The following is a 23,260-nucleotide window of genomic DNA, read 5'->3' as shown; positions in this document are numbered from 1 at the left end:
ACGTATCGCGGTTTCGCCGATGTCGGTTTGCCAAGCGCGCGCTGCTGTCACGGCATCGGCAAACAGACGCGAACGCTCGGCATCGTTGCCGATCAAGGTCCTCAAATGTGTGATCGTCTGGTCCAGGGCCGGCCGCCCCGCCTGGTAGGGCTCCAGGCTGCTCTCGCGCCCGGTGATCAGATAGCCGCGTAGGCCGGTCTCCTGGTTGAGCATGGCGGTTCGGAAGGCATCGAGCCCCCGAACCACTTGGGTCGAGCGGTTGAGGGCGTCGGTCGCATCCTGCAGGTGGTTGCGTGTGGCTAAGATCGCCCCGCTGCTGAGGACTGACACCAGCGCGATGACGCCAATTGCACCTCCAAGCGTGCGGTTGAGGCCAAACGTGTTCGGCATTTTCGAGCGTTCCTACGCAGACCTACGGACACTGCCTTGCGGCAATCGCCATCGCGAGCGCAGTCAGCCAAATCAGCAGCCAAATCAAGCTTGTGGGGATCTTCAGCTCGGATTTGCGCTCAACATGTGCTGGTCGACCGCAACCCATGCGTTGCAGAACCGTCACACGTTCTCGCGGTAGCTCTGAACCCCCCTTGTCTCTCGCAGGGCTTAGCCGTAGCCAGAAACCAGAAACGCTAGTTAAATCAGCACTTTAGTATTGTTATAAACTACGACCCACTGATTGGTGGGCCGGCGCTGGCGTATGTTTCTGGGGCGGCATCATGTGTGACCATCTGCCAATCACTTGCTGGAAGCAGCGCAACGTAGTCGCTCGTATCGCTTTGGCCGGCGTCTCGCTTGCAACCTTGAGCGTGAGTGCGTTCGCCCAGGAAGCTACGTCGCCGCGCCGAGGCATCACCAATCCTCCGGCCGAGGCAAGCGTGCAGCTTGAGACGCTGACTGTCGAAGGCCAGGGTGGGCCTGCCGCATCGGTCGCACCCTCCGCTGCTGCTGCCGTGCGCCGGATCGAGAGTCCGACTGGTCCAGTGGATGGCTACGTCGCAACCCGCTCGGCTACCGCCACCAAGACCAACACACCGCTAATCGAGACGCCCCAGTCTATCACTGTTATCGGTCGCGAGCAGATCGATGCGCAGAAGGCCCAGACCCTGACCCAGGCAACGCAGTACGTTCCCGGTCTCTACTCAGGTACTTTTGGTGCAGACTCCCGCATCGACTACTTCACTTTGCGCGGCTTCGTCGCGAGCGATTACGGCCTCTACCGGGATGGCTTACAGCTGCTCAATTTTGGCTTTGGCTACTTCAAAGTTGACACTTTTGGACTGGAGCGGATCGAGATCCTGCGTGGGCCGGCCGCAGTGCTATTCGGTGCAGGTACGCCCGGCGGTCTTATCAATCAGGTCACCAAGCGTCCGACGCTTGATCCGTTCGGCTACGTCGAGGTCGGCGGCGGCTCCTTCGGACAGGTCTACGGCGCCTTCGACATCGGTGGGCCAGCCGACGACTCCGGGCATTGGTTCTACCGCCTGACCGGTATTGGCCATACTGGTGGGACGCAGGTCGACGGCGCGCCGGATGACCGCGTCTATATAGCGCCCGCTTTCACCTATAAGCCGGACGGGGCGACGAAGATCACCTTCCTGTCTAGCTACCAGCACGACAACACGGCGGTGACGTCGAACTTCCTACCCTATTCCGGTACTGTACGGCCGAACCTCGGCGGCCTGCGCATCTCACGTGCACTCAATGTGGGCGATATCGGCCTCAATACCTTCACGCGCGATCAGGCTTACGCGGGGTACGAATTCGAGCACGCCTTCGACGAGACGTGGACTATTCGGCAGAACCTGCGGTACTCTTTCCTCGAAAGCTTTCAAAACTCGTATATCGGCCAGCTCGGCTATAGCGACCCCGCCACCGAGACGCGTCTTGCCCGCTATCAGTTCCGTGATAGCGCCAAGGTTGGCCTGTTCCAGGTCGACAATCAGGCCGAGGCACGTTTCTTCGACGGCTTCTTCAAGCACGATCTGCTGCTTGGCGTTGACTACAAGAACTATCAGCTACACGACAATCAGGCTTCGACCTTTCCGGGGCCGGATATCAGTATCACCGCCCCTGTCTACGGCATGCGCGTCGCCAGTCCGACCCCCTATTTGGTCAATGCGGACTCCTTCACTCAGCTCGGTCTCTACGCACAGGACCAAATTAAGCTGACCGATCGTCTTACCCTCGTCGTTGGCGGGCGCCAGGACTTCGCCGACAACCGCGTGCAGGATCGGCTCACCCCCGCCAACAGCAACGGCCGCAGCGACAACGCCTTCACCTATCGTACGGCGTTCATATACAACTACGATTTTGGCCTTGCGCCATACATCAGCTACTCGACCTCGTTCCAGCCGCAGATTGGTTCGGATGCTAATAACATTGCCTTCAAGCCAGAGACCGGCGACCAGATCGAAGGCGGCGTGAAGTTCGAACCGCCGGGTGCCGGCTACTTTCTGACGTTGGCGGGCTTTGATATTCATCGCGACAACGTCCTGACCCCGGTCCCGAACACCTTCTTCCAGTCTCAGATCGGTCAGGTCCGCTCGACTGGCTTCGAAGCCCAGTTCACTGCGACGCTCGCGGAAGGCCTAAATGTCGTCGCCGCCTACACGATCTACGGATTGACCGTGGAAAAAAGTGCTGATCCATCCACCATCGGCAAAGTGCCTGTCAGCATCCCCGAGGATTTCGCTTCTCTGTTTCTCGACTACACAATTCCCACGGGTGACCTGCGAGGGTTTGGCTTCGGCGGTGGCGTTCGCTATATCGGTCGTTCCTACGCTGACACGCTCAACACGCTGCGCGTGCCAGAATACGTGTTGTTTGACGCTCAGGTACATTACAACTGGGACAGGTGGAGGTTTGCGGTCAACGCGACGAACATCGCCGACCGGCGCTTCGTATCTTCCTGTCAGTCGGGCCTCTCATGCTTCTACGGCGACGCTCGCCGAGTCCTCGCAAGCGTCGCATATAAATGGTGAGGTAAGTTCAGACGCCCGTCTGCTTCAGACTGTGATGTGGAGCAGACGGGATCTATTTATTGTTGATATGCGCCTTATCGTTGGTTCGATTAGCCAAGCTTCGTATCCGCGCATGACGCCATGCTCTATCTGGCTTGCGGCCCCGCGTCGATCGAACCAAAGTTATTGCGAGAGGATCCAAGGCGCGAGCTTCCTCGTGCCAACCTTCTTTTGCCATAGCTAAGAGCATCCGCGTCCAAAATGGCCTGTGACGCCAACGGCGAAATCGTTGATAGATCGTGCTGTGTGAACCATAAAGCTTTGGGCAATCTGTCCATCGGCATCCGCTCAGAGATACATAAATAATACCTGAGAGTGTGTGACGGTCATCCAATCTTGGCTGCTTGTCGGCTGGGAGATAAGTCGAGATGACACTCCACTGAATATCATTGAGCCAAAAAAGCTCTCTCAGGTCTGGCATATCCCGCATCACAGAAACCCGCTCCCCGAGTGCCCCTTGAAGGCGTTCGCGCGCCGGATGTAGCCGACCACCGTGCGCGGATCGCGGTGCCCAGACTGATCCATGATCCTGGCGAGGTCGGCACCCCGCTCGGCAGCCGACGTGATGTAGCCGGCCCGCAGCGAGTGCGCCCCGAACGTCGAGGCATCGAGCCCAGCGGCCGTGCAGTACCGCTTCACGATGTCGGCGACGGCCTGAGTGGTCAGGCGCGGCTCAGAGAGTTCGGTTCCCACGTCCTCCGCCGAACCCCGACGCCCTAAGTTCAACTTAGCCTTCCGCACGTTCCCCGACCGCGACACGGGCCGGAACAGGGGACCTTCCGTGATCCCAGCGGCATCGAGCCATTCCCGTACCAGGGCTACCGGCCGAATGAAGCGGCCATGCGGTATCGCCTTCTCGAACCCCTGCCCTTCCTGATCGACTTTGGACCGGCGCACCATGACGCGCAGCCCTTCCGCATCGTCGCGGAGGTCCGCCACGTTGAGGGCGACCAGTTCGGATCGGCGGAAAGCCCCGGCAAACCCAAGCGCCAGCAGCGCCCGGTCGCGCTTGCCGGTTAGGGTGTCGGGCGTGCGCATCAGGATCGCGGCCATGATGTCGGCGGTAGCGGCTGCCTTCTGGACACGAGCCGTGCCGATCCGCCGTCGAATGCCCTTGGACGCCGCCCGCACGCCCTCGTTGTCGGTCGGGTCTGGCTGGCCGGCGAGCTTATGTGCGTACCGGATCGCGGCACATCGCCGGCCGATCGTGGACGCGGACCGTCCCGCCTCGGCCTCGTGGACGAGAAACCCCGCCACGGCCTCGGGCGTCGCCGGCAGAGACCGGAACTCGTACTGGGCACACCATTTCTGGAACACCTTCGCGTCGCCCGTGTAGGCGCGCACCGTCGCATCAGCCTTGCTCGCCCGCTGATAGGCGCGGACGATCGCCGCGGTCTCGGCGGGAAGCGATGTTTCGGCCTGGACCAGCTGCGCAGGACCATCTTCGAAGATCACGGTTTATCCCCCCAGGCCTGGATCACGAACACCAGGGTCCAAATCACGATGAGTCCGCAGACCAGGCCGAGCAGCATGCGATTGAGCGGTAGCAGCCCGTCGGCCGGTGCGAAGGCGTAGGCCAGGAAGCCGAGGAAGCCTCCGAACACGCCAATCGACACCAGGAGCTGCCGTCGTCGATCCACGCTGCAAACTTTCGAGAATGACGTTTATCGAAAGCTACAGCGATTTTGTACGTCGTGCAACCTGAAAACCGCGTTTCCTGAAATTCTGAAAGCGCGAACGCTGTGCTTCATCGGTTCGATCATTCCGGGTTGCGTGAGACCGGGCTTCCGTGGTTTCGGAGCTTCAGCGCATCAGCGATCCCTTAACCACGGAACCGCAGAGTGCTCGAACGCCTGAACCGCCGGACGCCGCGCCCATGCATGTCATCCTCGTCGCGACGCAGAAGGGTGGCGCCGGCAAAAGCACGCTCTGCGCTCACTTCGGGTCGCTTGCCGATCGTCAGGGTAAGACGCTTCTGGTGGACGCCGATCCGCAGGGCTCACTGTCCGGCTGGTATCAGAGCCGCGAGACCGCGAGCCCGCTTCTGGTCGAGGCTGACGCGGACAGCATCGGCGACGTTCTCGACGCGGCACTGGCCGAGGATGTCGAATGGGTCATCATCGATAGCGCTCCGCACAATGCGCCGCTCATGGCCTCGCTCATGTCTCGGGCGAGTGTGACCGTTGTTCCGGTCCGCCCAGGCCCATTTGATTTGAGGGCGGCTGGTGCGACTCTCGCCATGGCTCGAAGCCTCAAGGCGCCGATCGCGTGCATCATCAACGCTGCCCCGCCGATCACGCGCGAGAACGAGACCTCGATCGTCGCCGAGGCGCGCGCCGTGCTCACCAGCATGGGTGCCCCGGTGTTGCCCGGCCAGGTGTCCCAACGCGCTAGCTTCTCGCACGCTCTCATCACCGGGCAGAGCGTGAATGAGTACGAGCCGGATGGCCGAGCCGCCGCCGAAGTCTCCGCGATGTGGTCAGCCGTGACGGCGCTCGCCAAAGCATTCCCCCGTAAGGATTGAGGGACGACCCATGACGACACCCGTCCGCAGAGGATCGCTCGCCAGCATGGCGGTCCCGAAGGCCATCACGGCTCCCGAGCCCGAGACCGCTCAGGCGCCGGCTGAAAGCCCGAAGGGCGCACCGAGCCCGAAGTCTCCGACACCGCGTCGGGCACCGGGCGACGTGAAGACGGTTCAGGCTCGCATCAACAAGCAGGGCTGGAAGGCGCTGCGCGACCTCGCCGCTGATCGCGAGGTCAGCCTTGAGGCCCTGATGGTCGATGCCCTCAACGACCACCTGTTGAAGCACAAGCAACCGCCGATCGTGCAGCGACGGACTGGCGAGCGTGGGACTGAAGGCGGGGAGTGAACGACGAAGGGCGGCCCCATCGGGGCCATCCCCCGCATTCGATCCTCAAACGCCGAACCACTGAATGCCTGAAACACCGAATAGCATGGTTCGATGTTGCAGGAGTTCCGTTGTTCGGCGTTTCCGGGTCATCAACCGCAGCGCGGTTCGGGCGTGCTCAACCCGAGCGAATAGCCTTGCGCCGACCGCTTGGTGATTTAGTTTTGTACTGAGCCAGAAGCTTTTCCGCGGCGAGTCGCACGGATGCCCGCGCAGCTTCGAAATCCTCCTCTATCGGTGATGGTTCAGGCTTTTGGTCGCCGATCGTCTGCGGCACTGATGCCTCAGCATTCCGGGGCTTTGCCTTCTGCCGATACGCCGCGCGCATATCCCTGATCGCCGCGAGAGTGGTGTAAATCCGGCGACCAATCCGCTCGTACCCGAGATCGCCGCGCTTGGCCGCGTTGCGCAATGTGAGCGCTGAGACCGAACCATCGGGAAAGGCGAGGCGCGCGGCAACGTCGAGAAGTAGCGGGGTCTCGTCGGTGATCTCGGATGTTTCAGGAGTTCGGATCGGCGTCTTCACAGCCCCGCCACCACCTCAAACAGCGCCACGCCGGCTGCGGTCACGACGTTGCCAGATCCGCGCCAGGGCAGAACCGCGAGCATAACAACCGGGTGTGCGCGACCACATCCGGCACAACAACCTCTGCCGCCTCGGCCTTACGGTCCTCGTCGTTCCCACGCAGCCACGCGACCTGGTTGCCGTGGTGGCTCTCGGGAGTGGTGAGGGCAGGTTCTGCATCTCGGCCATCCTCGCGGTCTACATCGCCGTCGATGCGATCCAGAACCGCGATGATGTGGTCGGCGGCATCAAGGGCGGTTTGTAAAGCCTCGCCGAGACGGGTGCGGATTTCCGCCTCCGTCATCGGCACTGGCTCGGCAGGAACAACTACGCTGGGGCGCGGGGTGAATGTGAGCACCTCGCCCATCGGTCAGACCTCCACACCGTTGTCGGACGCTTGATCGCCCTCCGTTATGACGACCGAGATTTCACCCTCGCGACACAGCCGGTCCGCATCGTCTCGGATCGCGGTAAGGTACTCGACGTGCCATCGGTCCAGCATGTCAGGCGCCATGATCGGCAGCAGATACGTCAGCTTGGCGCGAAGGTCGGCGAGGTTCTGAGCGGGTGTATGCGCTACCGCGTGCTCGGCCTCGTTCTGCATATCTGCGTCTAGGTTGAACTCCTCGTCCGTCTCATCGCCTTGAAGCTCGGTTTCCCGCATGACCTCGCCATGCCGCATGATCGCGGCTCGCACCTCAGCCGATACTCCGCTCGTGAGGCCCACGGTGTTCAGGGCCGCGCGTTCCGCCGCTTCGCGCTCCCGCTCCGCAGCCGCGTAGATCTCATCTGCCGTTTTGGGTTGTACCAGATCACTCACCCGCTGAGGCACCAGCACGCCGACGACGGCGCCGACGATCTTTCCGCGCAAGTGGTCGGGATCGTAGGGACCGTCGCTCGCGTAGCGCGTCCCAACTCCGATGCGATTGACCGGATCGACCCACCACCGCGGCTCGCCCTGCCCCCCGACCTTGCGGAGATTGGTCAGCATTACGTCACGAGTGCTGCCGTTGTCCCACTGCATCACGTACAAGGCGCCGTGCGTCGGCTCGCGCTGAGACGGGTCGTAGACAACGGTCTCGCCCTTCCGAACGAGAGGGTAGGCCGCTGCATCATAGGCATACTGCTCGCCCATGCCCTCGGGGCACTCGCGGAGAACGGGCAGCTTGGACGGAAGCGACGGAGCATTATCAGCGACCTCGACGGGCGTGTAGACCCCGACAACGCGGTGGATTTTTTCAACGATCTCGGCGCGTAGTCCTCCGGTCTGGCCCGTTCCTGGCACGACCACCTCAATCAGTGGCATCAGTTCCGAGCCTGGAGCGAAAGCGATTGTGCGCTCCGGGCGAAACCCATGCGTCAGATCGTAGACGACGTTTCCGCTTCGCCCTTTGAGGTAGAACACGGCCAGCCCCGCCCCGGTCGGCATGGTTGGAGCGACCACGATGGCAGAGCCGGGGGCTGCGTGCAGCCCAAGGCTGTCATCGTTAACGGATAGAGCATAGGCATCGTCAGGGGCGCCGGCTGGGGCCGGGATGGTAGCGCTCTGGGCCGGCAAGCCGCCTGTCGCCGACGACGCAGGGGTGGCATCCCGGCTTTTGGTGAACCGCCCGCTGGCATCGCGGAGACGGGCGGCACGGTCGCGCTGGTCAGCGTGTACGGCTGCCGGCTGAACTTGCGGACGAGCGGTGTTGTGCTTGGTCATAATGCGCGCTCTCCTCAGGCGATCGTCGGAACAGCAGAAGCAGCGGCGGTGTCCTCGTCTTCGTCATCCGGCTCCACACCGGCCTCGACAAGCTCCTGAAAAAACGGCTCGGGGGCGGGCAGGCCGAAGTGCTGGGCTGCGAGCCGGGACACGTCGGCTAGGGCGCTTTCGCTCCACCATTCCCCCAAGTCGGCGAGCGCGACCTTGAGCATGATGCCCGGAAGGAGCTGCATCGGCTCATTGATGTAGGGGTCGGCCAGACGCGCGAGGGCGATGCAGAGTTGGTTCGCCGAGGTCCACGCCTCCGAATATCCGTTGGCGTCCCGTGTTGCCTTGGCCTTCTCACTCCAGGCATCGGCTGCACTGGTGTCCTCACGGGTCCAGCCCGGATAATCCCCGGCCGCAGCATCCCCGGCGCTGTAGAGGCGATGGGCCTCGGCCTGCGCGGGGCCGACGCGGCGGATCAGGGGCAGGAGTTTGGGGGCGAGCGCCAAGAACTCCGTCTCGCGGTCGCTGGCCTGGACGGTGGCGGCGAGCGCCGGCAACGGCATGGCAGCGGCCACAGACCCGGCCAGCATGGCGCGGCGGCCCTGGCTTGTCTCGGCCGTGAGGCCCGAAGCCTTGGCCTTGATGCCGGCGATCCGCTCGCGCAGGACCATCTTCGGATCGACATTCAGGGAACGTTTGAAGGGATTGCGCATGTCAGGCTCTCGTTGTTTCAACGTTTCAGGGTTTCCGCGTATCGGCAGTTCGGGAGTTCAGAGTAGCGAGGCGAGCCCCGTGAGGACGCAGCCGCCGCCGATGATCGCTATGGCGGCCAGGAACTCGCCGGCCGCGCTGATGAAGCGGCGGGAGCGGACGAACGCGGTGTCGGGACGGATCGCGGCCACGGCCTGCCAGGTCTCGTCCTCGCCGGGCAGGGCTTCGTTCGGCGGGGCAAGCGCCGCGTGCTGGTTGTAGCGATCGACGCCCGGCAGCAGGCGGCCCGAGGGGAAGGCGTGCGAGATCGCGACCGGCGGCAGGTTCGTGCCCAGGAACAGCGTCAGGTCGGCGACGCGGGCCTGCGCGATGCCGAAACCGGGCTGATGCGCCGCCGAGAACTCGGCTTCCTCCCCGAGCCACCAGCGCAGGTGCCCGAGCAGGGCGAGCGCGCCGAACCGGGAGGCGCAGGGCGTGGTCGTCAGGGCCTCCGTCGCGGCGTCGTAGTCGTCGCTCGCGATCATGGACGCCTTGCCCTCGGGAGCGACCTGATAAGCGTCGTAGGCGGCGCGGTGGCGCTGGATGGCGGCGTGGATCGGATCGGCAGCGGCGGTGTCGAGGGCGAGGATACGGGCGTGCGTCATCGGTCGGGCTCCAAAGGGCTCGTGATTTCAGGAATTACGGAAGGCGGGTGTTCGGTGGTTCGGGCGTTCAGGTCGGTCTAGGCGGCAGCACGGCGCCGGGGCGGGCAAACACCTTGCGGAGCCGGCGGCGGGCAGCTCGCCGGGCGCCTGCGCTCCCGGCACGTTCGCCGCGGGCGGTGTGGTAGACGGCCAGCGCCTCGGCAGACTCCGGGGTCGTCGGCGTCAGGGCGTAGAGGTCGAGGCGGGCCAGCCTGCGGACATGGGCCAGGGACGTGCGGTAGGCGCGCCACCCGGCGGGCATCGGCAGCCCTGCGGCGGCGAGATCCGCCGCGACACGGCCCGATGCGGAATAGGCGGCATCGGCGGTCTCGGCCCAGCGGATCGCCGGCAGCACCCGGTCGGAGGCCATGGCCGGCACCCGCGAGGCCGCGAGGGCGAGGAAGGCGCCGAGGACGGCGCGGCGGGAGAGGTCGGCCATCGGTCCGGCCTCAGTGCGTCGAGGTCGGGGCGTCGGCCGGCAGTAGCCGTGCCATCGCTTCGGCGATCGTTGTCATCGCGTCCGACAGATCCCAGACCTGAATTGCGTACTGCAGCGACTTGGGCGCGACGCCGCACCCGCCGTAGGCCCTGAGGTCGGCGACGTAAGCCGCGAACGCCCGCAAGCCGGAGAAAGTGGTGATAGGAGCCAGGACGAGAGCAGACGTGGCCGCGTCGTATGCTTCGGCCGCCTCGCGGAAGTGCTCCCGCGTGCAAAACCGGCCCTTCCGCTTCTTCACCGCGTAGTGAATTTCGGCCTCGTAGACGTGGAGCGCTTCGCGGTGCGTCTCTATCGCGGCGAACACAGGGTCGGCCGACATGGCGGGCGCGACGACGGCGTGAGCGGTGGCGAGCATAGCGGTCCCCTCAGTGCGCGCGGTAGGCGCGGAGAGACTTGGCGGCAGCCCAGGCGCCCTTGAGCGCGTAGGACATGCACACGCCCCAGGCGTCGCCGGTCACTTCCATGCGGGCCTGAGCCGAACGGATCGCGGCGCGCATGATCGCCGAGCGGTCGAACGAGCCGTCACGGTTGACCAGGGGGGCGACCGTGGCGGCGAAGCGCTTGGCGTTCTCGGTGGCGGCGACGACGGCGGCCTTCGTGATGATGAAGGCGCGGCGGGCATCGGCGGTCAGGCGCGGGTCGGCGCTGCGAGCGATGTGCGAGGCGGGGATGAGGTTGGCGTAGCGCATCGGGGCTGGCCTCCGTGGTGATAATCTCACCACTAGAGGTGTAACCCACACCGGTTTGATGTCAACCTCATATGGTGATAAATTCACCTCATGAAGCCATTTCAATGCCGGATGGGTCGTGCTGCCTTGGGGTGGAGCACGGCGGACCTAGCCCGTGAAGCTGATGTCGGGGCTAACACGATCAATCGGTTTGAAGCCGGGCAAGATGCCCGGATCAGCAGCGTCGATAAGATACGAGACGCTCTGGAGCGTGCGGGCCTAGAATTTATCCCTGAGAATGGCGGGGGCGCCGGGGTTCGGATGCGTGAGCGAAAAGCATGATCGCCTCGTCCGCGCGCCTGTCCGAAGTCGCGCGCCTCGCTGGCCTCCTAGCCGATCAGGTGCTGGACGCGCAGATCATGAACCGGCCGGTCCCGGACCAGCACATCCGGACGCTGCTCAGCGCCGCCTTCCTCCTGGATGAGTACGGCCTTCCGCTTCCTTCGCTGCTGCAACAGATCGTTCACGGAGCGAAGCGGGGAGCCGACTGATGCAGTATGCCGAGCACATCGGATGAACCGCGTCATGAGCCGATTGGTAGCGATCGCAGTGGCTGTCGTGCTCATCATCTCGGTTCGGCTGCTTGAGATGGCAGGCCTGGAATATGCGTTCGAGGATTGTGCCGTTGCAGCGTTTGTGGCCGCAGCCGTCGTCGCAGTAGCGGATCTCAAGTCATGACTGCTGGCCTTAAATTCATCCCTGACAACAGGGAAAGGGCTGGTATCCGGTTCCAAGAGCGGAAGGCACAAGGGGTTGAGAGCTGATCCATGGCCTTGTTCGACATTACGCTCAGCGGAAATTCACCCGACGACATTGCTCATATCATTCAGGTTTCCTTGGCGCCGGCTTTCGTACTTACAGCTCTTGCTCAAATGCTTAACGTTTTCTCGACCCGTCTCGCCCGGATCGCGGACAAAGTGAACACAACTGCCAAGGAGTTGGACAAGGCTGACGCTACCGAAGCACGCCACCTCTCGCGGCAGCTATCTTTCCTGCGGCGGCGCTCGTTCCTGCTCGACGTGGCTGTGGTGATGGCGTGTCTCAGTGCGGTGATGATCCTCGGCTCAATCCTGACGCTGTTCGTGGGCGCGCTGCGTGATGCCGCTGCCGCCTCGGTCCTGTTCGCCTGCTTCGGGGCCGGGCTCATTTTCACGGTTTGCGCACTCAGCGCGTTCCTGACGGAGATCCTGTTGGCCGGACGCGGCATTCGGGTCGAGGTCGATCGGCAGCAGGATCACGTTTCGACAACCCGGGAATGATAGAGCGGGTTCTTCGTGCAACGCCGGGACATAGATAGCCGACGCGCCCGCTAGCTTGTAACCAGATCGGGCGGCCGGCATCCCTCGTGGCCAACCGCTCTCGCTTTTTGAACGAAGTAGTGAGCGACTATCCTGCGCGCCGCGCGCTCCAGTTCCCACTGCATTCCACGAGTCCACCCGAAGCGCGCCACGTTCCACTGCCGCTGCCTTTCGCAGTGAGGCTTCCGGTGATCGGCACTTTGTTCGAGCCCTGCGTGATCGTGGCTTCAACCGCTCCGGCCATCGAGACGCCCCCGTCGATGTTCATGTCGTCGCCAGGGATCGAAGCGTGGCTGTCCTGGATCTGAACCTGATAGCTTGTGCTGGCCGAGCACGGTCCGTTCTCGGTGACGGCCGTGATGCTCCAACTGCCATCGTATTTATCGGGCACTTGAACCCGCTTTCTTGCAGCCTCGGCTGGGACGAGGAGGATGCCAGTCAGGCAGGCCGCAACGGCCCAGATAGCAATACGAGACATGTGATGGCTTCCGCGCTGACGCGGTCGCAATCGACCGGTTATCCTCTGAACCGCGCATCCGATAAACGGTTCATTAATCATTAACCACATCGACTTCATTTGATCAGTATGCCGATTGTGACCTCGTCGTTTGATCGGATGCGGCCATGATGCCGGGACAGGGCGACGCCGGATGTACGCGCACTCGGTTCTGGCTCCCGTGGCCGTCTGCTCTTCAGCGGATCATTCTATCGGCCCTCACTACTCGATTTGATGAGGCGCGAGCGCCCCCCACTCCCCAACTGGCCGCGGCTCATGCGCCGATCGCGGGCTGCTGCCTATTGCAGCTTCTCCGTCCCGAGCTTCACGCGGGTATACCCGGTCCAGCCGATCGACCTCGGCAACGGCCTGCTGCGATGGGACCGCTCCGAAATCGATGAGTGGATCGATGGCCTGCGGCATGAACCGAAGCAGCCTTCAACCGACGACGAGCTCCTTGCGCTGTTGGGGTAACCGCCTGCCTGTTCGTGAACCATGCCCAGCGTCAATCTCACCGCCTATGCTCACCCCGTGATCTCACCCGATCACCCCCTATAAGATACCAAGACCGAAACCGGGTGTGCTCACCGGGTTTTCGGGAGCCGGCCAGGAGCGTGCCGGGGTCCTGTAGTCAGCTTGGGGTCAAACTACGTAGAACCACCTTTTTCGCTCCCGACTTTCTACGTTCTGGCGATGATCCATTAGCACAAGCGGCAGAGGAGCCTTGTGCGATGGACTGGCACGATCAGCAGGACCTGGCGCGATACCGGCGCCGGAAGCGGAAGCAGCAGGACTACCAAGCCAATTATCGGGCGAAGCTGGCTGAGGCCAAGACGCCCGAGCGCGATGACGTGTCGGCCGTGCTGATGGCGGCCTACCTCGACGTGCTCGTGCTCGATAGCGAGGCGGTCGTGGTAATCTCCCGCCGCTTGGTCGATGGGCTGGTTGCACGAGGGTACGACCGGCACGCTAGCAAGGACCGGATCAGGGCTATGGCGCGCAGGGTTCAGACGCAGATGCAGGCGAAGGGCAAGCCGGCCGCGAGGGAATAGCAGTGTGCCACGAGGCGTTTCAAAGCTCGGCCCCGTTGACCTGCTAGTAACCAACCCGAGGCACCGTGCCTTCAAGCCGAGATCAGGATCGGTTCGCTGGTGAGATGAACGACGCACCCGTTACCCCGTGATCAGATCGGGGGGGCGGGCCTGCTGCCTTATCGTACGGCCTGCCACACTGGAACGCCAACAGGACGCCCCGGTCGGTTCCGCCGGAACATCTGATTGCCGTACCGGATCCAGGTGTCGCCGATCGCTTCTACGCGCCGAGTTTTGATTATCAGCGTGCTATGACATCCGCTGTGCAGTGGGCGGTATTGTCGAACGAGTATCAGTAAAGCGTCCTCGTCGATCGAAGGAGAATATCCTCCACGCCGGCCTGCATATTGTCGTTGGTGCGCGCCCGCCTTAGCTCAACCCGAAATTGACCGGGCGGGAGGCCAAATGTTGCGGCGAAAGCGCGGTTGCAATGACTGTCGCTACTGAAGCCGTACTCATAAACTAACCTGCTAATTCCGCGTTCCTCATCCGGGTTTGATAGTGCACGACGTAGGCCATTCAGGCGCTGCTGTTGAATGAAGCGTCTGACTCCACCATCTGCGCTGAACAGGCGGTAGAGGACTGAACGCGAGGAGCCAATCCCGGCGGCTATCGTCTCCGCGTCAAGTCTTGGATCCGATAGCTGCGCCGTGATGAATGCCTGAGCCCGTCTACGACGTAGGATATCCGCAGCCTCTGTCGAGAGAGTTCGGCTCGATGCCGGTACGCTTTTGAGAGCCAGCCCGAGCAGGTTGATAGTGGCAGAGGCGATGTGCCCCGTCGGATCGGCTGGCAAGGGCGTAGGAGTCTGGGTCAACGAACCCAGCAAACCGGCAACCAGACGGCTGGCATCCGCGGATAGGACGGCACCATGGATCCCAGTCAGATCAGGTAGCACCTCCTGCACATCGACGCGCGCAAGCTGCACCGTCACAATGTCTGCATGGGTTCTTAACTGAGATACATGGGGGAAGCTCGTATCCAGCACGGCTATTTCACCGGGCTGTAGCCGACGTTCGGCGCCTGGTGGACCAGATACGAAATCGCCGGCTCGCAGGAGATGGAGCGTGATGTGGTCGAACCCGTGACGACCAACACATGCCCAGGTCCTGTTTTGCACGACTCCCTCAACGCGCCTCTCGTGCAGGATCATGCGCGGGAGTCGGATGACGTTGAGGCTAGCCTTGAAGCTCTCGCCGATCCGCGACAGATCGGCGACACCACTATAGAGGCGGTGGTACGCGTCGAAGCTCTCAACCTTCAATTGCAGTCCTCAGGGCTCACGCTACACCGGCAAGGTGCTACATCATTTTGTTTCGGGAATGCGTAAGGCGCGCCGGGGATAGGCTGGCTCACACCAACGTGATGCCATGGGTCTCGCCGGATGTGGGCCGGCGGGGATTAGAGCGTGCGCAGGGCGGCAGAACGCTTCAGTGCGATCGGTATCGTCCGCCGAACTGTCGCGGGATCGATTGCCCACAATTTGTGTTGTCGGGGGCCACAGGATTTTCCTACCGCATCTCCTTCGTCAGGAATGACCATGACCAAGACTCTCATCAGCGCTGCCATCGTTGCGGTAGTGCTCACATCCTCCGCGTTTGCTTAGGTCATCGAGACTCCCACGAGCACGACCGTAATTGTTCCCCCGGGTGCACCAGGTGTTGTGACGCGTCAGCCTGGGTCAACCGGTGAAGAAGGGGCTGGGACCTACTCGCCGACCGGTCGGGCTGCCGATAGCATCTCGAACGACTCCGCGGCTTCTGGCAACGCGGGCCAGCCTTCGCGTATGGGTTCGACCGGTAGCGGTGGTGGCAAGTAGGGGCTTCTAGCCATATATGGTCGGCCCGCCCGGCACCAGCTGCGGCGGGCCTTCTTGTTTCTACCCCACCGACCGCAGCTTCGGCCCCGCCCCGGTGTGCACGCCCGCGAAGTTCGGCCGCGTGCTGATCCGGTCCTTCCGCTTGCAGGCCGAGCACACCAGCCGTAGCGCGACATCCGGCACGGGGAAGTCATCGGGCAGGCCGTCGAACGACATGGTGCCGCTGCGCCCGCACTCGCAGAACACCAGCAGCCCGCGCGCGCCGTTCGCCTTGCTGTTGGCGATGGTGGCCGGCGGCTGCTCGATGCCGTCGGAGTCGTACCAGCGGCGCGGGTTGCGCAGGTGCCTCGGAATGCCGGTCATTGGATCGTCGCGGAGCCGGATACGGGGCCCAGCAGCGCGGCAAGCTTCATCAGGCCCGCATCGGTCATCTCCTCGCCATTCACGAGCCACAGGCTAAGGTCGTCGCCGGTTGGCTCGACATACAGGCCGAGCGCGCGGAGAGCTTCGACGGCTTCGTGGAAGGGGTCGTCGGTCACGGTGTCGTTGCCCGCGCCTTCGGGTTGAGCCGGTCTCGCATCTCTTTGCCGGTCTTGAAGACCAGCTTCGACTTCGCCTGGACCGAGACGAGCGCACCGGATCTCGGATTGCGGCCCATCCTTGCCTGCTGCTCAACGATGGTGAAAGACCCGAACCCGCGCAGCTCGACACGATCGCCGACCGCGATGGCGTCTGCGATCCGCCCTATGATGGCATCGACCACGGCCTCGCAGTCCTTCGCGTAGAGTTGCGGGTTCGCAGCAGCGAGGCGCTGGACCAGTTCGGATCGGATCATGGCGGCGCAGAATGCGCATCGCGCGAGGGACGACAACCCCGCCGCCTGACACACTCAGCGTTGACTTAACCGTGCGGGCTGGCCGACATGCCATGTCCGGCCTGTGCGCGCCCTGTGGCGAGTCGTGAGCCGGCATCAGGAGATCGAAGCCGCGAGATAGACCCTAAAAAGCCAACAGCCCCTTCCCGGCAAGGAAGAGGCTGCTGAAAACCCAGAGGCCTTGTGAGGCCGGAGTCGATGCCCCTCACAAGCCACACGCTCCCGGTGGGAGTCAAGACGGAACGTGTTTCCGTCAACGGGAAGGCTTTGCCTGGACCCTGGACCGCGGCCCGTGAGGGACCGTGAACGATGGACTATGCCTACGAGATCCGCCGGCAGGCGGAGGCGGCTCCGCGCGCCGCGTTGCCGGCTGTCGCGTCCGCGATGTGGAAGGCGTTCGGAGCGGGGCACCTGTCCGAGGCCGAGGCCGAGGCGCTATCCAGCCTGATCGAGGCGCGGCAAGTTTCTTCCGGATCTGGAAAGAACTTGCCGGCCGGGCAGGGTATGGCGATTTCCCCCATCCCTTCCGCCGGCCTCACAGGGGTACCTAGGAGCCGCACCGGGTCTCGACCGCGCACGGATGCCTCGATGGCCCGCCGTCGCCGCTGGGCGGCCTCTGGGCGGCTTCCACCGGCCATCGCGGCCCGGTTCACACTGGCCGAGCAGGCGGTGCTCTCGCTCGTCGCGGCCGAGACCGTCCGGCGGAACGATTGCCGGCTCGCGGTCGGGCATCTCGCGGCGATCGTTGGCGTCGCCGAGACGACGGTGCGCAACGCGATCCGCGAAGCCCGCAAGCTCGGGATAGTCACGGTCGAGGAGCGGCGTGTGACGGGCTTCCGCAACGACACGAACGTGGTCCGCATCGTCTCGGCTGAGTGGACGGCCTGGCTGCGGCTGGCGCGGAAAGGGGTGGCTGATCACCACCCCCCTTCGGCACAGGGGGGTGGGTGCAAATCAGCGAGGCGCACGCATACTAATGTTCCATACCTTGTGAATTTAGGGGATCGGAACCCTCAAAAGGGCTGCCGACAAGCGGCGGGCGACCCTGCCGTCAGAGCCACATCTGGAATTCGCGAGACGGGTAGAGCGGGCCGAGCTATGCGGTAGCCGCACACGAGCGTTCGACATGCCGGACGCGTCTCAGACTTCGCAGGGTGCTATGCCGCCGGCCTCTCGACGCACGCGCTGTCGGCGGTCGCGAACGCCGGTAGCTTGCCGAGCAGACAGAGTACGTGATGACAGGTCGGTGCGGGCCAGCTCCCTGCGCCGTGCCCGTGAAGCCTTGGGCCGGGTGATTGCGTGAAGGTCGGTGCTGCGGGGAACAGGAACCGCCGACGCCGGCTTATGGCCCGTTCGAAGCCTCGAAGGGGTGGCGGCCCTGCCTGAAGGGGCAAGCAGGACCGCCGCAACAGATCGGGCGACCTGCTGGCCGCGGATGCGGCGCCGTTCACGGTGGATCAGATGGGTTGCTGAAGGATGAGCGACGACACGGCAGCCCTGATCCTGACGCTCGCCACCGAGATCGCCGAGTTGCGCGCGGCCCTCGCTGAGGCGCAGGAACTCCTGATTGAGACCGCCGTCGATGCCGGCGAGATGCATGCCCGGCTTGAGGAGATGCAGCGGGAGTTGGCCGTTACGCGTACCGATCGCGACGCCTGGATGATCCGTGCAAGGCGGCAAGCGTCATGATCGCCCCCTACGTCGAGCGCCTTCGCCGCCACACTGGCCTTGCACTCGCCGCCAATTCGCTACCGCTTCCGACCCGTTGCGTACTTGCCGTTTCACGGTGTTATGCTGTTGGTTGCGGCGCATGTATCTGTAGCATCATTGGTTTCTACCGCAGCCAACGCGGCGGACGATAGAAATGATTGAGCGTATCGTAGTAAGTGATGAGGTCGATGAAACGACCTCAAAAACCATCGAACACGGGCTCACTCAATATAATGAGGCATGCGTTGGCCCAGACCCATCGAGGCCAATGTGGATTGTATGCCGAGATGAGAACGAAAATGTTATAGGTGGTATTCAAGGTTTCGTTCAGTGGGATTGGTTCTATATAGCAATACTTTGGGTGCGTGAGGATCATCGCCGGAGTGGGGTCGGAACCAGGTTAATGGCCGAAGCTGAGGATGCAGCACGCAAAAATGGATGCATCAGAATGCGTTTAGCAACGATAACATTCCAAGCCCCGAATTTTTACAAAAAACTTGGTTATGTTGAGGTGTGCCGTGTGCCTGATGTTCCGCCAGGGCACTCGTTCATCTGGATGTCTAAAATGTTGGTCGTTCAAGATTGATCGTCTGTTATCGACCCAACCCAGCCACTCGCACCGCCGTCGGCGCTTCTCCAAAGCGGTAGTTCGTCACCCGTCCGGGAACTGGGCCCGGGATGGAAAGTCGCACCTTCAGCGGTATAAGGCCGAATGGACCAGCAACTGCTGATCATCTGCCTGCTAACCGGCGCGATCAATCTGATCGGAACGATGGCCTATGCCGCCAGGATCGCGGGAGTTAGAACCAAGCGGATCGCTATAAGCTTCGCCTTATTCAATATATTAGTCCTTGTGAGCCGAACATCCAACGGATTTCTCGGGCCTCTTATAGCAAAGAGAATTGAAAATCACTTGTCTCATGGTGGAGGAGAAGGGCTATCGCGCGATTTTAGAATTATCATTGCGAGCGCAACGATAGCGGTTCTCATTGGTATTGTGCTGATACCAACTAGCCAGCGGCTATTTACCAGAGCAATCAGCCACTTCCAGCGTTCGCGCTCGACGATGAAGTTGCTCGCCCAAACGCTAACCCCTACCGGCGCTCACGCTGTGGCGGGATCTTTCGCAGTGCCAAGAATAGCCAATGTTCCTCACAGACCACAGCCGACCGGCGTGAGTTGGACCATCCTCGTTGCGAATGTGATTGTTCAAGCCCTGTTAACGGTAGGAGTTCTAGCGTCGTTGTATGCTGGGTTCCTAGAGCCGTCATTACGCGTCACGGCTTCTCAATTGTCTGCGATCATAAATGGCGTTGCCACGATACTTCTTTTTGCGTTGATCGATCCACAACTTTCAGTCATGACTGATGACGCCGTCGAAGGCACGATAAGCGAAGCAGAATTTAGGCGAACTGTCGTCTGGATATCTCTAAGCCGTTTACTGGGAACATGTCTGGCACAGGCTTTATTTCTACCTGCTGCCGTATGCGTCGCTTGGATTGCAGGCCGTATTTGAAGGCGCAACCACCTAAAGAGGGTAGTGCACAAAGGGTGGGAATGGCCGCTTCAGCGAGCCTGCGGTCAAAAGCGGACCGGCAGAAATCCACCCTTCTCAGACGCTTTGAAGGACTGCCATCCGTCAGGTTTTTACCGCTATGGTTGGACTCGGAGCCCACCCGCACTGGACAGCCGCGAGTGCCGATCCGTCCCGAGCACCGCTATTTCTACCCCATCGACTGGCGCGAACTATCAGCCGAGATCCGGTTCCGGCGCGCTGGCAGCGCCTGCGAGGGCTGCGGACGCCCGCACGGGCGTATCGTCTACCATCTCGGCGATGGGCGCTGGTGGGACGCTCAGATCGGCGCCTGGCGCGACGGGAAGGGTAAGAGCCTCGCCGAACTGCCGACCCTGGATGACCTGACGGGAAGCCTGCGCACGACGCGCGTGGTGCTCGCGACGGCGCATCGGGACCACGACACCGCCAACAACACGGGCGCCAACCTCGCCGCGTTCTGCCAGCGCTGCCATGTGAACCACGACCGGCCGGAGCATCAGCGGCGGCGGTGGGGAACGCTGTTCCGACGCCGGGCGATGGGGGATCTGTTTCGGGGGATCTATCCACCATGACGGGAGCCAGGCAGGTGCCAGACATCATCGACTCCTACGCCTACCCGCCGCGGGGCCTCGATCTCGCTGCTGCTGCTCGATACCTCGGGCTCACCCCAACCGCCTTCAGCGCCCTCGTGCGGGTCGGCCAGCTTCCGTCTGCCCGGCAAATCGGCGTGACCGCCGTCTGGGACAGAATGGCCCTTGATGCAGCGTTCGAGGCGGCCTCGGCTGATGAGGTGCAGCCCAACGGGAAGCCTCCGCAGAAACAGAGGGGTACGCCTCTGATGTCGAAGGAATGGCCGGGCTACCACAACGCGTACACGCCCGAAACGCTGGGCGAGCGGTGGTCGTGCAGCGGACAGCACGTCCGCAACATGATCAAGCGGGGCGACCTGGCAGGGAGCCTGCTTGGGGGGAAGCTGCTTCGCATATCGGCCGCAGTCGTAGCGGCCTACGAGGACGCGAACACGGGTAAGGCGCGAGCCCGATAAGAACCGCCCGCACGTCAGCACCGCGTCGCGCATGCCTACGGCGGTAATTTACGCAGTGGCGGGAATGCAGCTTGCGCACCGCCTTTTCCGCTACTACCATAATTCCAATGACGACGACGTGGGACGAACCGAAGCGGCTCGCGAACCTAGCCAAGCATGGCTACGACTTCGCCGACTTCGACACGTCGTTCGACGGCGAAACCGCACTGATCCGTCCGACCCGCCCCAGCAGCACCGGCCGCGCACGCTACATGCTGATCGGCGATTGGAACGGTGAGCGGGTCGTGGTCGTCGTCGCGTCGCCTCTCGGCAATGAGGCGTTGAGCCTGGTCAGCCTTCGCACTGCCGATCCTCGTGAAAGGGAAGCCTATGCACGACATCTCGCCGAAGCCTGAGCGTCCCGCCCCCGGCTACTCGCAAGAGGATTGGGATGAGGTCTCCGACACGCCGTCGATGACGGATGCGGAGCTTGGGGAGATGCGCCCCGCGCAGGAAGTGCCAGAGGTCTACAACCTGCTGCCGAAGCGCGGGCGGCCGAAGCTCGCTGATGCCAAGGTCAATCTCACCCTGCGGATCGATCCGGCGCTATTGGCTGCCTACAGGGCAACCGGAAGCGGCTGGCAGGTGCGGATGCACGATGCCTTGGCTGCGGGCCTCGATGCGCTTTCGGATGCGGACGAGGCGGCCAGGATGATCCGTAAGGCTGAGCGGACACTGAAGGCGCGCCGGGCCGGCAAAGTTGCCCCTGGTATGTCGGCGCTTGCAGCATCGGTTCTATCAGGTGAAGGCACGCCTTCTGGCAAAAAATCGGGCTCCAGGCTGCTCACTATGAAGCGGCCGAAGTCGGCCTAGACCGCCTCGACAAGCGCACCCCGGTGCATACATTGCTGGGATGCGCGCTGCCCTCGTCGCCCTCGCCCTTGTCGGTTCCGTCACGGTCGCTAGCGCAGCAAATGCGCCGAAGGCCATGCAAGGCGTCTGGACCGGCACGGCGCTTGAATGCGAAGCGTATCGAGCCAATCCTAAGTCGCTCGGTTAAAGGCACAGCCGTGTTGCGCATCGCCGCTGATCGCATTTCCGGGGCGACGACCGGCACGGTGCTGAACGTCACCGGGCCGGCATCATTCCAGGCCAGCGGCAGTGAAATTGCTGGCGTCCCAATGGTCTACGAACTGAGAGACGGCAGCATCCTCGCCGAGACGATCGGCGATGCAAGGGCCGCGTCCCTCTACCTGCGCTGCTCCCGCTAACGCGCCGCTGTTTGGACGTTGCGCAGCATCTCGTTGTTGCTCCGGTTCGCGGCGCGCTCGAAATGCTCGGCCGCCTTTTGCGGGTCCGTCACACCGTGGATCGTCACGTTGGTCGGCGAGTTCACGTTCATGCTCGACTGATTGTTCGTGGTCGAGGTTGCGCCGAGTGGAGTGGAACGAAGGTAGGCATTCACGTCAAAGCTGCCGGGATTGAAGCCGCCGGCGATCGGCCGGGGGGCAACCGGTGCTGCGGTGGTACCTGATCCGCTCGACAGGAAGCGAGCGACCCGCGCGGCCTCGTCGCGCTCCATTTTAGCAACGTGGGATCGAACCGTCCCATGCCCATCGCTGGCATCGTAGCGCCCAGGGCGCCCCGCGTTGATCGTGGAGTAGAGATCCAACAGCCCCATACCAGGCTTAAACCCACGGCTTTTCAGATACCGCACGACCGCAGGCATCTGCTCCTTGAACGTCTGCTTATCATTGGCGCCATACATCGCTCTTTCAGGACCACCAAACTGGATGAGGCCATGATACCGATTGCCTGTTCCCCCATGCACGCTCGGGCTGAACTTACTCTCGTATGATATGACCGTGGCGAGATCCTTTGGACTAGTGCCGAGTTCCTTCGCCGCCTGCCGCAAAACGTCGACATTCTCGCCGGTGAAGTTGTAATCCGACTTATCCTGCTTCGGGCCTAAACCAACGGCTCGCTTCATTGCATCGATACCGCGACGCAAAAGTCCGGGCTTAGCCTTTCCTGTGTCGTTCGCCGGTTCCTGCCCCAGGTAGCTCGCACCACCGATCGCGGCACCCTCCGCAGCCTGCGCCGATCCGCCCAGCAGCTTACCGGCCAAGCCGCCACCGAACATGAAGTCCATGTACTTGCCCACCGGCCCCGCCATCATTGCGGCGTTGAGCTTAAACAGCAGGTTGAGCAGAACCTTCACCACGTCCACGATCTTTTGGATGTAGCCGTAGGTCTTGAGCCAGAAGTCTCCAAATAGCTTGCCTTTGTCGGTCGTCCAATCCGCGATCACGACGAGCTTATCGCCGACCCATTCGAGGGCTTTCGCCAAGCTCTGCATAATCCCGGTGAGCGTTTCCGAGTGAGCGTCAATCCAGTCTCGGAAGCCTTTCACCACTCGCTCAATAGCAGGAGCGAAGGTCTGCGTGATCCTCTGGCCCACAACTTCGATGACGGCGCTGAACGAACCATAAGCCTGTGAGATCTTGGCTGCATTCGATGCGACTTCATTGCCGTTAACCCCGAGGGACTGCTGAAGCGCCTTGTACTCCTTCGCGAACTTCTCC

Annotated in this window: 35 protein-coding genes; 17 read left to right on the top strand and 18 right to left on the bottom strand. The window is 62.7% G+C overall.

Annotated features, from left to right (window positions below):
• Window positions 1–390: CHASE3 domain-containing protein (locus tag MKK64_RS02020; protein ID WP_243932048.1), on the bottom strand; the 390-nt coding region annotated here is incomplete at its 3' end.
• 323 nt (window positions 391–713) lie between these two features.
• On the opposite strand from MKK64_RS02020, the gene MKK64_RS02015 reads away from it, so the two are divergent.
• Window positions 714–2,978 (top strand): TonB-dependent siderophore receptor, encoded by a 2,265-nt coding sequence (locus tag MKK64_RS02015; RefSeq protein ID WP_243932047.1) that lies wholly within the window; start codon window positions 714–716, stop codon window positions 2,976–2,978.
• 52 nt (window positions 2,979–3,030) lie between these two features.
• Here MKK64_RS02015 and MKK64_RS28345 read toward each other — a convergent pair whose 3' ends face one another.
• From MKK64_RS28345 to MKK64_RS02005, 3 genes are read right to left on the bottom strand one after another with little or no spacing between them, the layout of a single operon-like run.
• Window positions 3,031–3,438, bottom strand: coding sequence for a transposase (locus MKK64_RS28345; protein WP_409567827.1), 408 nt, complete (start codon window positions 3,436–3,438; stop codon window positions 3,031–3,033).
• 8 nt (window positions 3,439–3,446) lie between these two features.
• Window positions 3,447–4,472: a site-specific integrase gene (locus tag MKK64_RS02010; protein WP_243932046.1), complete on the bottom strand. Its 1,026-nt coding sequence runs from the start codon at window positions 4,470–4,472 to the stop codon at window positions 3,447–3,449.
• Window positions 4,469–4,657 carry a hypothetical protein gene (locus MKK64_RS02005; RefSeq protein WP_243932045.1) on the bottom strand — a complete coding sequence of 63 codons (189 nt, stop codon included), beginning with the start codon at window positions 4,655–4,657 and terminating at the stop codon, window positions 4,469–4,471. The genes MKK64_RS02010 and MKK64_RS02005 overlap by 4 nt, the downstream gene beginning before the upstream one ends.
• A gap of 236 nt (window positions 4,658–4,893) precedes the next feature.
• Here MKK64_RS02005 and MKK64_RS02000 point away from each other — a divergent pair, with 236 nt between their 5' ends.
• Together MKK64_RS02000 and MKK64_RS01995 are read left to right on the top strand one after the other, a co-directional pair.
• Window positions 4,894–5,541, top strand: coding sequence for an AAA family ATPase (locus MKK64_RS02000; protein ID WP_243932044.1), 648 nt, complete (start codon window positions 4,894–4,896; stop codon window positions 5,539–5,541).
• 10 nt (window positions 5,542–5,551) lie between these two features.
• Entirely contained in the window at window positions 5,552–5,890 is a 339-nt protein-coding gene (locus MKK64_RS01995; RefSeq protein ID WP_243932043.1) for a ribbon-helix-helix domain-containing protein, read from the top strand.
• Window positions 5,891–6,047: 157 nt separating this feature from the next.
• On the opposite strand, the gene MKK64_RS01990 is transcribed toward MKK64_RS01995, so the two are convergent.
• The 8 genes from MKK64_RS01990 to MKK64_RS01955 all read right to left on the bottom strand — a co-directional run bounded on the left by MKK64_RS01990 (window position 6,048) and on the right by MKK64_RS01955 (window position 10,769).
• Window positions 6,048–6,455, bottom strand: coding sequence for a hypothetical protein (locus tag MKK64_RS01990; protein WP_243932042.1), 408 nt, complete (start codon window positions 6,453–6,455; stop codon window positions 6,048–6,050).
• A gap of 40 nt (window positions 6,456–6,495) precedes the next feature.
• Window positions 6,496–6,861, bottom strand: coding sequence for a hypothetical protein (locus MKK64_RS01985; RefSeq protein ID WP_243932041.1), 366 nt, complete (start codon window positions 6,859–6,861; stop codon window positions 6,496–6,498).
• Between the two features lie 3 nt (window positions 6,862–6,864).
• Window positions 6,865–8,199, bottom strand: a complete 1,335-nt coding sequence (locus MKK64_RS01980) for a hypothetical protein (protein WP_243932040.1) — start codon at window positions 8,197–8,199, stop codon at window positions 6,865–6,867.
• A gap of 14 nt (window positions 8,200–8,213) precedes the next feature.
• A complete protein-coding gene (locus MKK64_RS01975; protein ID WP_243932039.1) occupies window positions 8,214–8,900 on the bottom strand; it encodes a hypothetical protein in 687 nt (228 codons plus the stop codon).
• Between the two features lie 57 nt (window positions 8,901–8,957).
• Window positions 8,958–9,542 carry a hypothetical protein gene (locus tag MKK64_RS01970; RefSeq protein ID WP_243932038.1) on the bottom strand — a complete coding sequence of 195 codons (585 nt, stop codon included), beginning with the start codon at window positions 9,540–9,542 and terminating at the stop codon, window positions 8,958–8,960.
• Between the two features lie 67 nt (window positions 9,543–9,609).
• Complete coding sequence (locus MKK64_RS01965; RefSeq protein ID WP_243932037.1) at window positions 9,610–10,020, bottom strand: penicillin-binding protein; 411 nt, start codon at window positions 10,018–10,020, stop codon at window positions 9,610–9,612.
• A gap of 10 nt (window positions 10,021–10,030) precedes the next feature.
• Complete coding sequence (locus MKK64_RS01960; RefSeq protein ID WP_243932036.1) at window positions 10,031–10,435, bottom strand: hypothetical protein; 405 nt, start codon at window positions 10,433–10,435, stop codon at window positions 10,031–10,033.
• A gap of 10 nt (window positions 10,436–10,445) precedes the next feature.
• Window positions 10,446–10,769 (bottom strand): hypothetical protein, encoded by a 324-nt coding sequence (locus MKK64_RS01955; protein ID WP_243932035.1) that lies wholly within the window; start codon window positions 10,767–10,769, stop codon window positions 10,446–10,448.
• A 90-nt stretch (window positions 10,770–10,859) separates the two neighbouring features.
• On the opposite strand from MKK64_RS01955, the gene MKK64_RS28340 reads away from it, so the two are divergent.
• From MKK64_RS28340 to MKK64_RS01935, 4 genes are all read left to right on the top strand, one after another.
• Window positions 10,860–11,090, top strand: coding sequence for a helix-turn-helix domain-containing protein (locus MKK64_RS28340; protein WP_243932034.1), 231 nt, complete (start codon window positions 10,860–10,862; stop codon window positions 11,088–11,090).
• On the top strand, window positions 11,087–11,299 hold the full coding sequence (locus tag MKK64_RS01945) for a hypothetical protein (RefSeq protein ID WP_243932033.1): 213 nt from the start codon (window positions 11,087–11,089) through the stop codon (window positions 11,297–11,299). Before MKK64_RS28340 ends, MKK64_RS01945 begins: the two co-directional genes overlap by 4 nt.
• Before the next feature lie 22 nt (window positions 11,300–11,321).
• Entirely contained in the window at window positions 11,322–11,486 is a 165-nt protein-coding gene (locus MKK64_RS01940) for a hypothetical protein (protein ID WP_243932032.1), read from the top strand.
• An 89-nt stretch (window positions 11,487–11,575) separates the two neighbouring features.
• A complete protein-coding gene (locus tag MKK64_RS01935; protein WP_409567823.1) occupies window positions 11,576–12,067 on the top strand; it encodes a DUF2721 domain-containing protein in 492 nt (163 codons plus the stop codon).
• Between the two features lie 127 nt (window positions 12,068–12,194).
• On the opposite strand, the gene MKK64_RS01930 is transcribed toward MKK64_RS01935, so the two are convergent.
• Entirely contained in the window at window positions 12,195–12,584 is a 390-nt protein-coding gene (locus MKK64_RS01930) for a heme utilization protein (protein ID WP_243932031.1), read from the bottom strand.
• Between the two features lie 749 nt (window positions 12,585–13,333).
• Between MKK64_RS01930 and MKK64_RS01925 the strand changes: the two genes are divergently transcribed.
• Entirely contained in the window at window positions 13,334–13,654 is a 321-nt protein-coding gene (locus tag MKK64_RS01925; protein ID WP_243932030.1) for a hypothetical protein, read from the top strand.
• 331 nt (window positions 13,655–13,985) lie between these two features.
• Here the strand turns inward: MKK64_RS01925 and MKK64_RS01920 are convergent, their stop codons facing one another.
• The 4 genes from MKK64_RS01920 to MKK64_RS01900 all read right to left on the bottom strand — a co-directional run bounded on the left by MKK64_RS01920 (window position 13,986) and on the right by MKK64_RS01900 (window position 16,347).
• The gene (locus tag MKK64_RS01920) at window positions 13,986–14,957 is read right to left on the bottom strand and encodes a helix-turn-helix domain-containing protein (RefSeq protein WP_243932029.1); all 972 of its coding nucleotides are present in this window, start codon (window positions 14,955–14,957) and stop codon (window positions 13,986–13,988) included.
• 615 nt (window positions 14,958–15,572) lie between these two features.
• Window positions 15,573–15,875 carry a hypothetical protein gene (locus MKK64_RS01910; protein WP_243932028.1) on the bottom strand — a complete coding sequence of 101 codons (303 nt, stop codon included), beginning with the start codon at window positions 15,873–15,875 and terminating at the stop codon, window positions 15,573–15,575.
• Window positions 15,872–16,051, bottom strand: a complete 180-nt coding sequence (locus MKK64_RS01905) for a hypothetical protein (protein ID WP_243932027.1) — start codon at window positions 16,049–16,051, stop codon at window positions 15,872–15,874. The genes MKK64_RS01910 and MKK64_RS01905 overlap by 4 nt, the downstream gene beginning before the upstream one ends.
• On the bottom strand, window positions 16,048–16,347 hold the full coding sequence (locus MKK64_RS01900; RefSeq protein WP_243932049.1) for an HU family DNA-binding protein: 300 nt from the start codon (window positions 16,345–16,347) through the stop codon (window positions 16,048–16,050). The genes MKK64_RS01905 and MKK64_RS01900 overlap by 4 nt, the downstream gene beginning before the upstream one ends.
• A gap of 348 nt (window positions 16,348–16,695) precedes the next feature.
• Here MKK64_RS01900 and MKK64_RS01895 point away from each other — a divergent pair, with 348 nt between their 5' ends.
• From MKK64_RS01895 to MKK64_RS01855, 9 genes are all read left to right on the top strand, one after another.
• Window positions 16,696–17,493: a helix-turn-helix domain-containing protein gene (locus MKK64_RS01895; protein WP_243932026.1), complete on the top strand. Its 798-nt coding sequence runs from the start codon at window positions 16,696–16,698 to the stop codon at window positions 17,491–17,493.
• A 369-nt stretch (window positions 17,494–17,862) separates the two neighbouring features.
• On the top strand, window positions 17,863–18,075 hold the full coding sequence (locus MKK64_RS01890; RefSeq protein WP_243932025.1) for a hypothetical protein: 213 nt from the start codon (window positions 17,863–17,865) through the stop codon (window positions 18,073–18,075).
• A 175-nt stretch (window positions 18,076–18,250) separates the two neighbouring features.
• Window positions 18,251–18,682, top strand: a complete 432-nt coding sequence (locus tag MKK64_RS01885) for a GNAT family N-acetyltransferase (RefSeq protein ID WP_243932024.1) — start codon at window positions 18,251–18,253, stop codon at window positions 18,680–18,682.
• Between the two features lie 126 nt (window positions 18,683–18,808).
• A complete protein-coding gene (locus MKK64_RS01880) occupies window positions 18,809–19,612 on the top strand; it encodes a lipid II flippase Amj family protein (protein ID WP_243932023.1) in 804 nt (267 codons plus the stop codon).
• Window positions 19,613–19,791: 179 nt separating this feature from the next.
• A complete protein-coding gene (locus MKK64_RS01875) occupies window positions 19,792–20,223 on the top strand; it encodes a hypothetical protein (protein WP_243932022.1) in 432 nt (143 codons plus the stop codon).
• 14 nt (window positions 20,224–20,237) lie between these two features.
• Window positions 20,238–20,696 (top strand): hypothetical protein, encoded by a 459-nt coding sequence (locus tag MKK64_RS01870; RefSeq protein ID WP_243932021.1) that lies wholly within the window; start codon window positions 20,238–20,240, stop codon window positions 20,694–20,696.
• 107 nt (window positions 20,697–20,803) lie between these two features.
• Window positions 20,804–21,091, top strand: coding sequence for a BrnT family toxin (locus MKK64_RS01865; protein WP_243932020.1), 288 nt, complete (start codon window positions 20,804–20,806; stop codon window positions 21,089–21,091).
• The gene (locus MKK64_RS01860; RefSeq protein ID WP_243932019.1) at window positions 21,066–21,548 is read left to right on the top strand and encodes a BrnA antitoxin family protein; all 483 of its coding nucleotides are present in this window, start codon (window positions 21,066–21,068) and stop codon (window positions 21,546–21,548) included. Before MKK64_RS01865 ends, MKK64_RS01860 begins: the two co-directional genes overlap by 26 nt.
• Window positions 21,549–21,745: 197 nt before the next feature.
• Entirely contained in the window at window positions 21,746–21,946 is a 201-nt protein-coding gene (locus MKK64_RS01855; RefSeq protein WP_243932018.1) for a hypothetical protein, read from the top strand.
• Here the strand turns inward: MKK64_RS01855 and MKK64_RS01850 are convergent.
• A partial coding sequence (locus tag MKK64_RS01850) for a hypothetical protein (protein WP_243932017.1) occupies window positions 21,943–23,260 on the bottom strand: 1,318 nt, incomplete at its 5' end. The two genes, MKK64_RS01855 and MKK64_RS01850, sit on opposite strands and share 4 nt — an antisense overlap.

This window comes from Methylobacterium sp. E-025 (assembly GCF_022829705.1).
GTDB lineage: Bacteria > Pseudomonadota > Alphaproteobacteria > Rhizobiales > Beijerinckiaceae > Methylobacterium.
The sequence above is the reverse complement of the archived record's forward strand: the minus strand, read 5'-3'. Positions and strand labels throughout refer to the sequence as shown.

What these genes read in the sequence shown, in the direction of transcription:
- MKK64_RS01900 (WP_243932049.1), bottom strand. Translation starts at nt 16,347, where the DNA reads ATGATCCGATCCGAACTGGTCCAGCGCCTCGCTGCTGCGAACCCGCAA.
- MKK64_RS01930 (WP_243932031.1), bottom strand. Translation starts at nt 12,584, where the DNA reads ATGTCTCGTATTGCTATCTGGGCCGTTGCGGCCTGCCTGACTGGCATC.
- MKK64_RS02000 (WP_243932044.1), top strand. Translation starts at nt 4,894, where the DNA reads ATGCATGTCATCCTCGTCGCGACGCAGAAGGGTGGCGCCGGCAAAAGC.
- MKK64_RS01965 (WP_243932037.1), bottom strand. Translation starts at nt 10,020, where the DNA reads ATGGCCGACCTCTCCCGCCGCGCCGTCCTCGGCGCCTTCCTCGCCCTC.
- MKK64_RS01955 (WP_243932035.1), bottom strand. Translation starts at nt 10,769, where the DNA reads ATGCGCTACGCCAACCTCATCCCCGCCTCGCACATCGCTCGCAGCGCC.
- MKK64_RS28340 (WP_243932034.1), top strand. Translation starts at nt 10,860, where the DNA reads ATGAAGCCATTTCAATGCCGGATGGGTCGTGCTGCCTTGGGGTGGAGC.
- MKK64_RS01885 (WP_243932024.1), top strand. Translation starts at nt 18,251, where the DNA reads ATGATTGAGCGTATCGTAGTAAGTGATGAGGTCGATGAAACGACCTCA.
- MKK64_RS01935 (WP_409567823.1), top strand. Translation starts at nt 11,576, where the DNA reads ATGGCCTTGTTCGACATTACGCTCAGCGGAAATTCACCCGACGACATT.
- MKK64_RS01860 (WP_243932019.1), top strand. Translation starts at nt 21,066, where the DNA reads ATGCACGACATCTCGCCGAAGCCTGAGCGTCCCGCCCCCGGCTACTCG.
- MKK64_RS01925 (WP_243932030.1), top strand. Translation starts at nt 13,334, where the DNA reads ATGGACTGGCACGATCAGCAGGACCTGGCGCGATACCGGCGCCGGAAG.
- MKK64_RS28345 (WP_409567827.1), bottom strand. Translation starts at nt 3,438, where the DNA reads ATGCCAGACCTGAGAGAGCTTTTTTGGCTCAATGATATTCAGTGGAGT.
- MKK64_RS01940 (WP_243932032.1), top strand. Translation starts at nt 11,322, where the DNA reads ATGAACCGCGTCATGAGCCGATTGGTAGCGATCGCAGTGGCTGTCGTG.
- MKK64_RS01995 (WP_243932043.1), top strand. Translation starts at nt 5,552, where the DNA reads ATGACGACACCCGTCCGCAGAGGATCGCTCGCCAGCATGGCGGTCCCG.
- MKK64_RS01980 (WP_243932040.1), bottom strand. Translation starts at nt 8,199, where the DNA reads ATGACCAAGCACAACACCGCTCGTCCGCAAGTTCAGCCGGCAGCCGTA.
- MKK64_RS01895 (WP_243932026.1), top strand. Translation starts at nt 16,696, where the DNA reads ATGGACTATGCCTACGAGATCCGCCGGCAGGCGGAGGCGGCTCCGCGC.
- MKK64_RS01945 (WP_243932033.1), top strand. Translation starts at nt 11,087, where the DNA reads ATGATCGCCTCGTCCGCGCGCCTGTCCGAAGTCGCGCGCCTCGCTGGC.
- MKK64_RS01975 (WP_243932039.1), bottom strand. Translation starts at nt 8,900, where the DNA reads ATGCGCAATCCCTTCAAACGTTCCCTGAATGTCGATCCGAAGATGGTC.
- MKK64_RS01865 (WP_243932020.1), top strand. Translation starts at nt 20,804, where the DNA reads ATGACGACGACGTGGGACGAACCGAAGCGGCTCGCGAACCTAGCCAAG.
- MKK64_RS01985 (WP_243932041.1), bottom strand. Translation starts at nt 6,861, where the DNA reads ATGGGCGAGGTGCTCACATTCACCCCGCGCCCCAGCGTAGTTGTTCCT.
- MKK64_RS01970 (WP_243932038.1), bottom strand. Translation starts at nt 9,542, where the DNA reads ATGACGCACGCCCGTATCCTCGCCCTCGACACCGCCGCTGCCGATCCG.
- MKK64_RS01910 (WP_243932028.1), bottom strand. Translation starts at nt 15,875, where the DNA reads ATGACCGGCATTCCGAGGCACCTGCGCAACCCGCGCCGCTGGTACGAC.
- MKK64_RS01960 (WP_243932036.1), bottom strand. Translation starts at nt 10,435, where the DNA reads ATGCTCGCCACCGCTCACGCCGTCGTCGCGCCCGCCATGTCGGCCGAC.
- MKK64_RS01890 (WP_243932025.1), top strand. Translation starts at nt 17,863, where the DNA reads ATGAGCGACGACACGGCAGCCCTGATCCTGACGCTCGCCACCGAGATC.
- MKK64_RS01880 (WP_243932023.1), top strand. Translation starts at nt 18,809, where the DNA reads ATGGACCAGCAACTGCTGATCATCTGCCTGCTAACCGGCGCGATCAAT.
- MKK64_RS02015 (WP_243932047.1), top strand. Translation starts at nt 714, where the DNA reads ATGTGTGACCATCTGCCAATCACTTGCTGGAAGCAGCGCAACGTAGTC.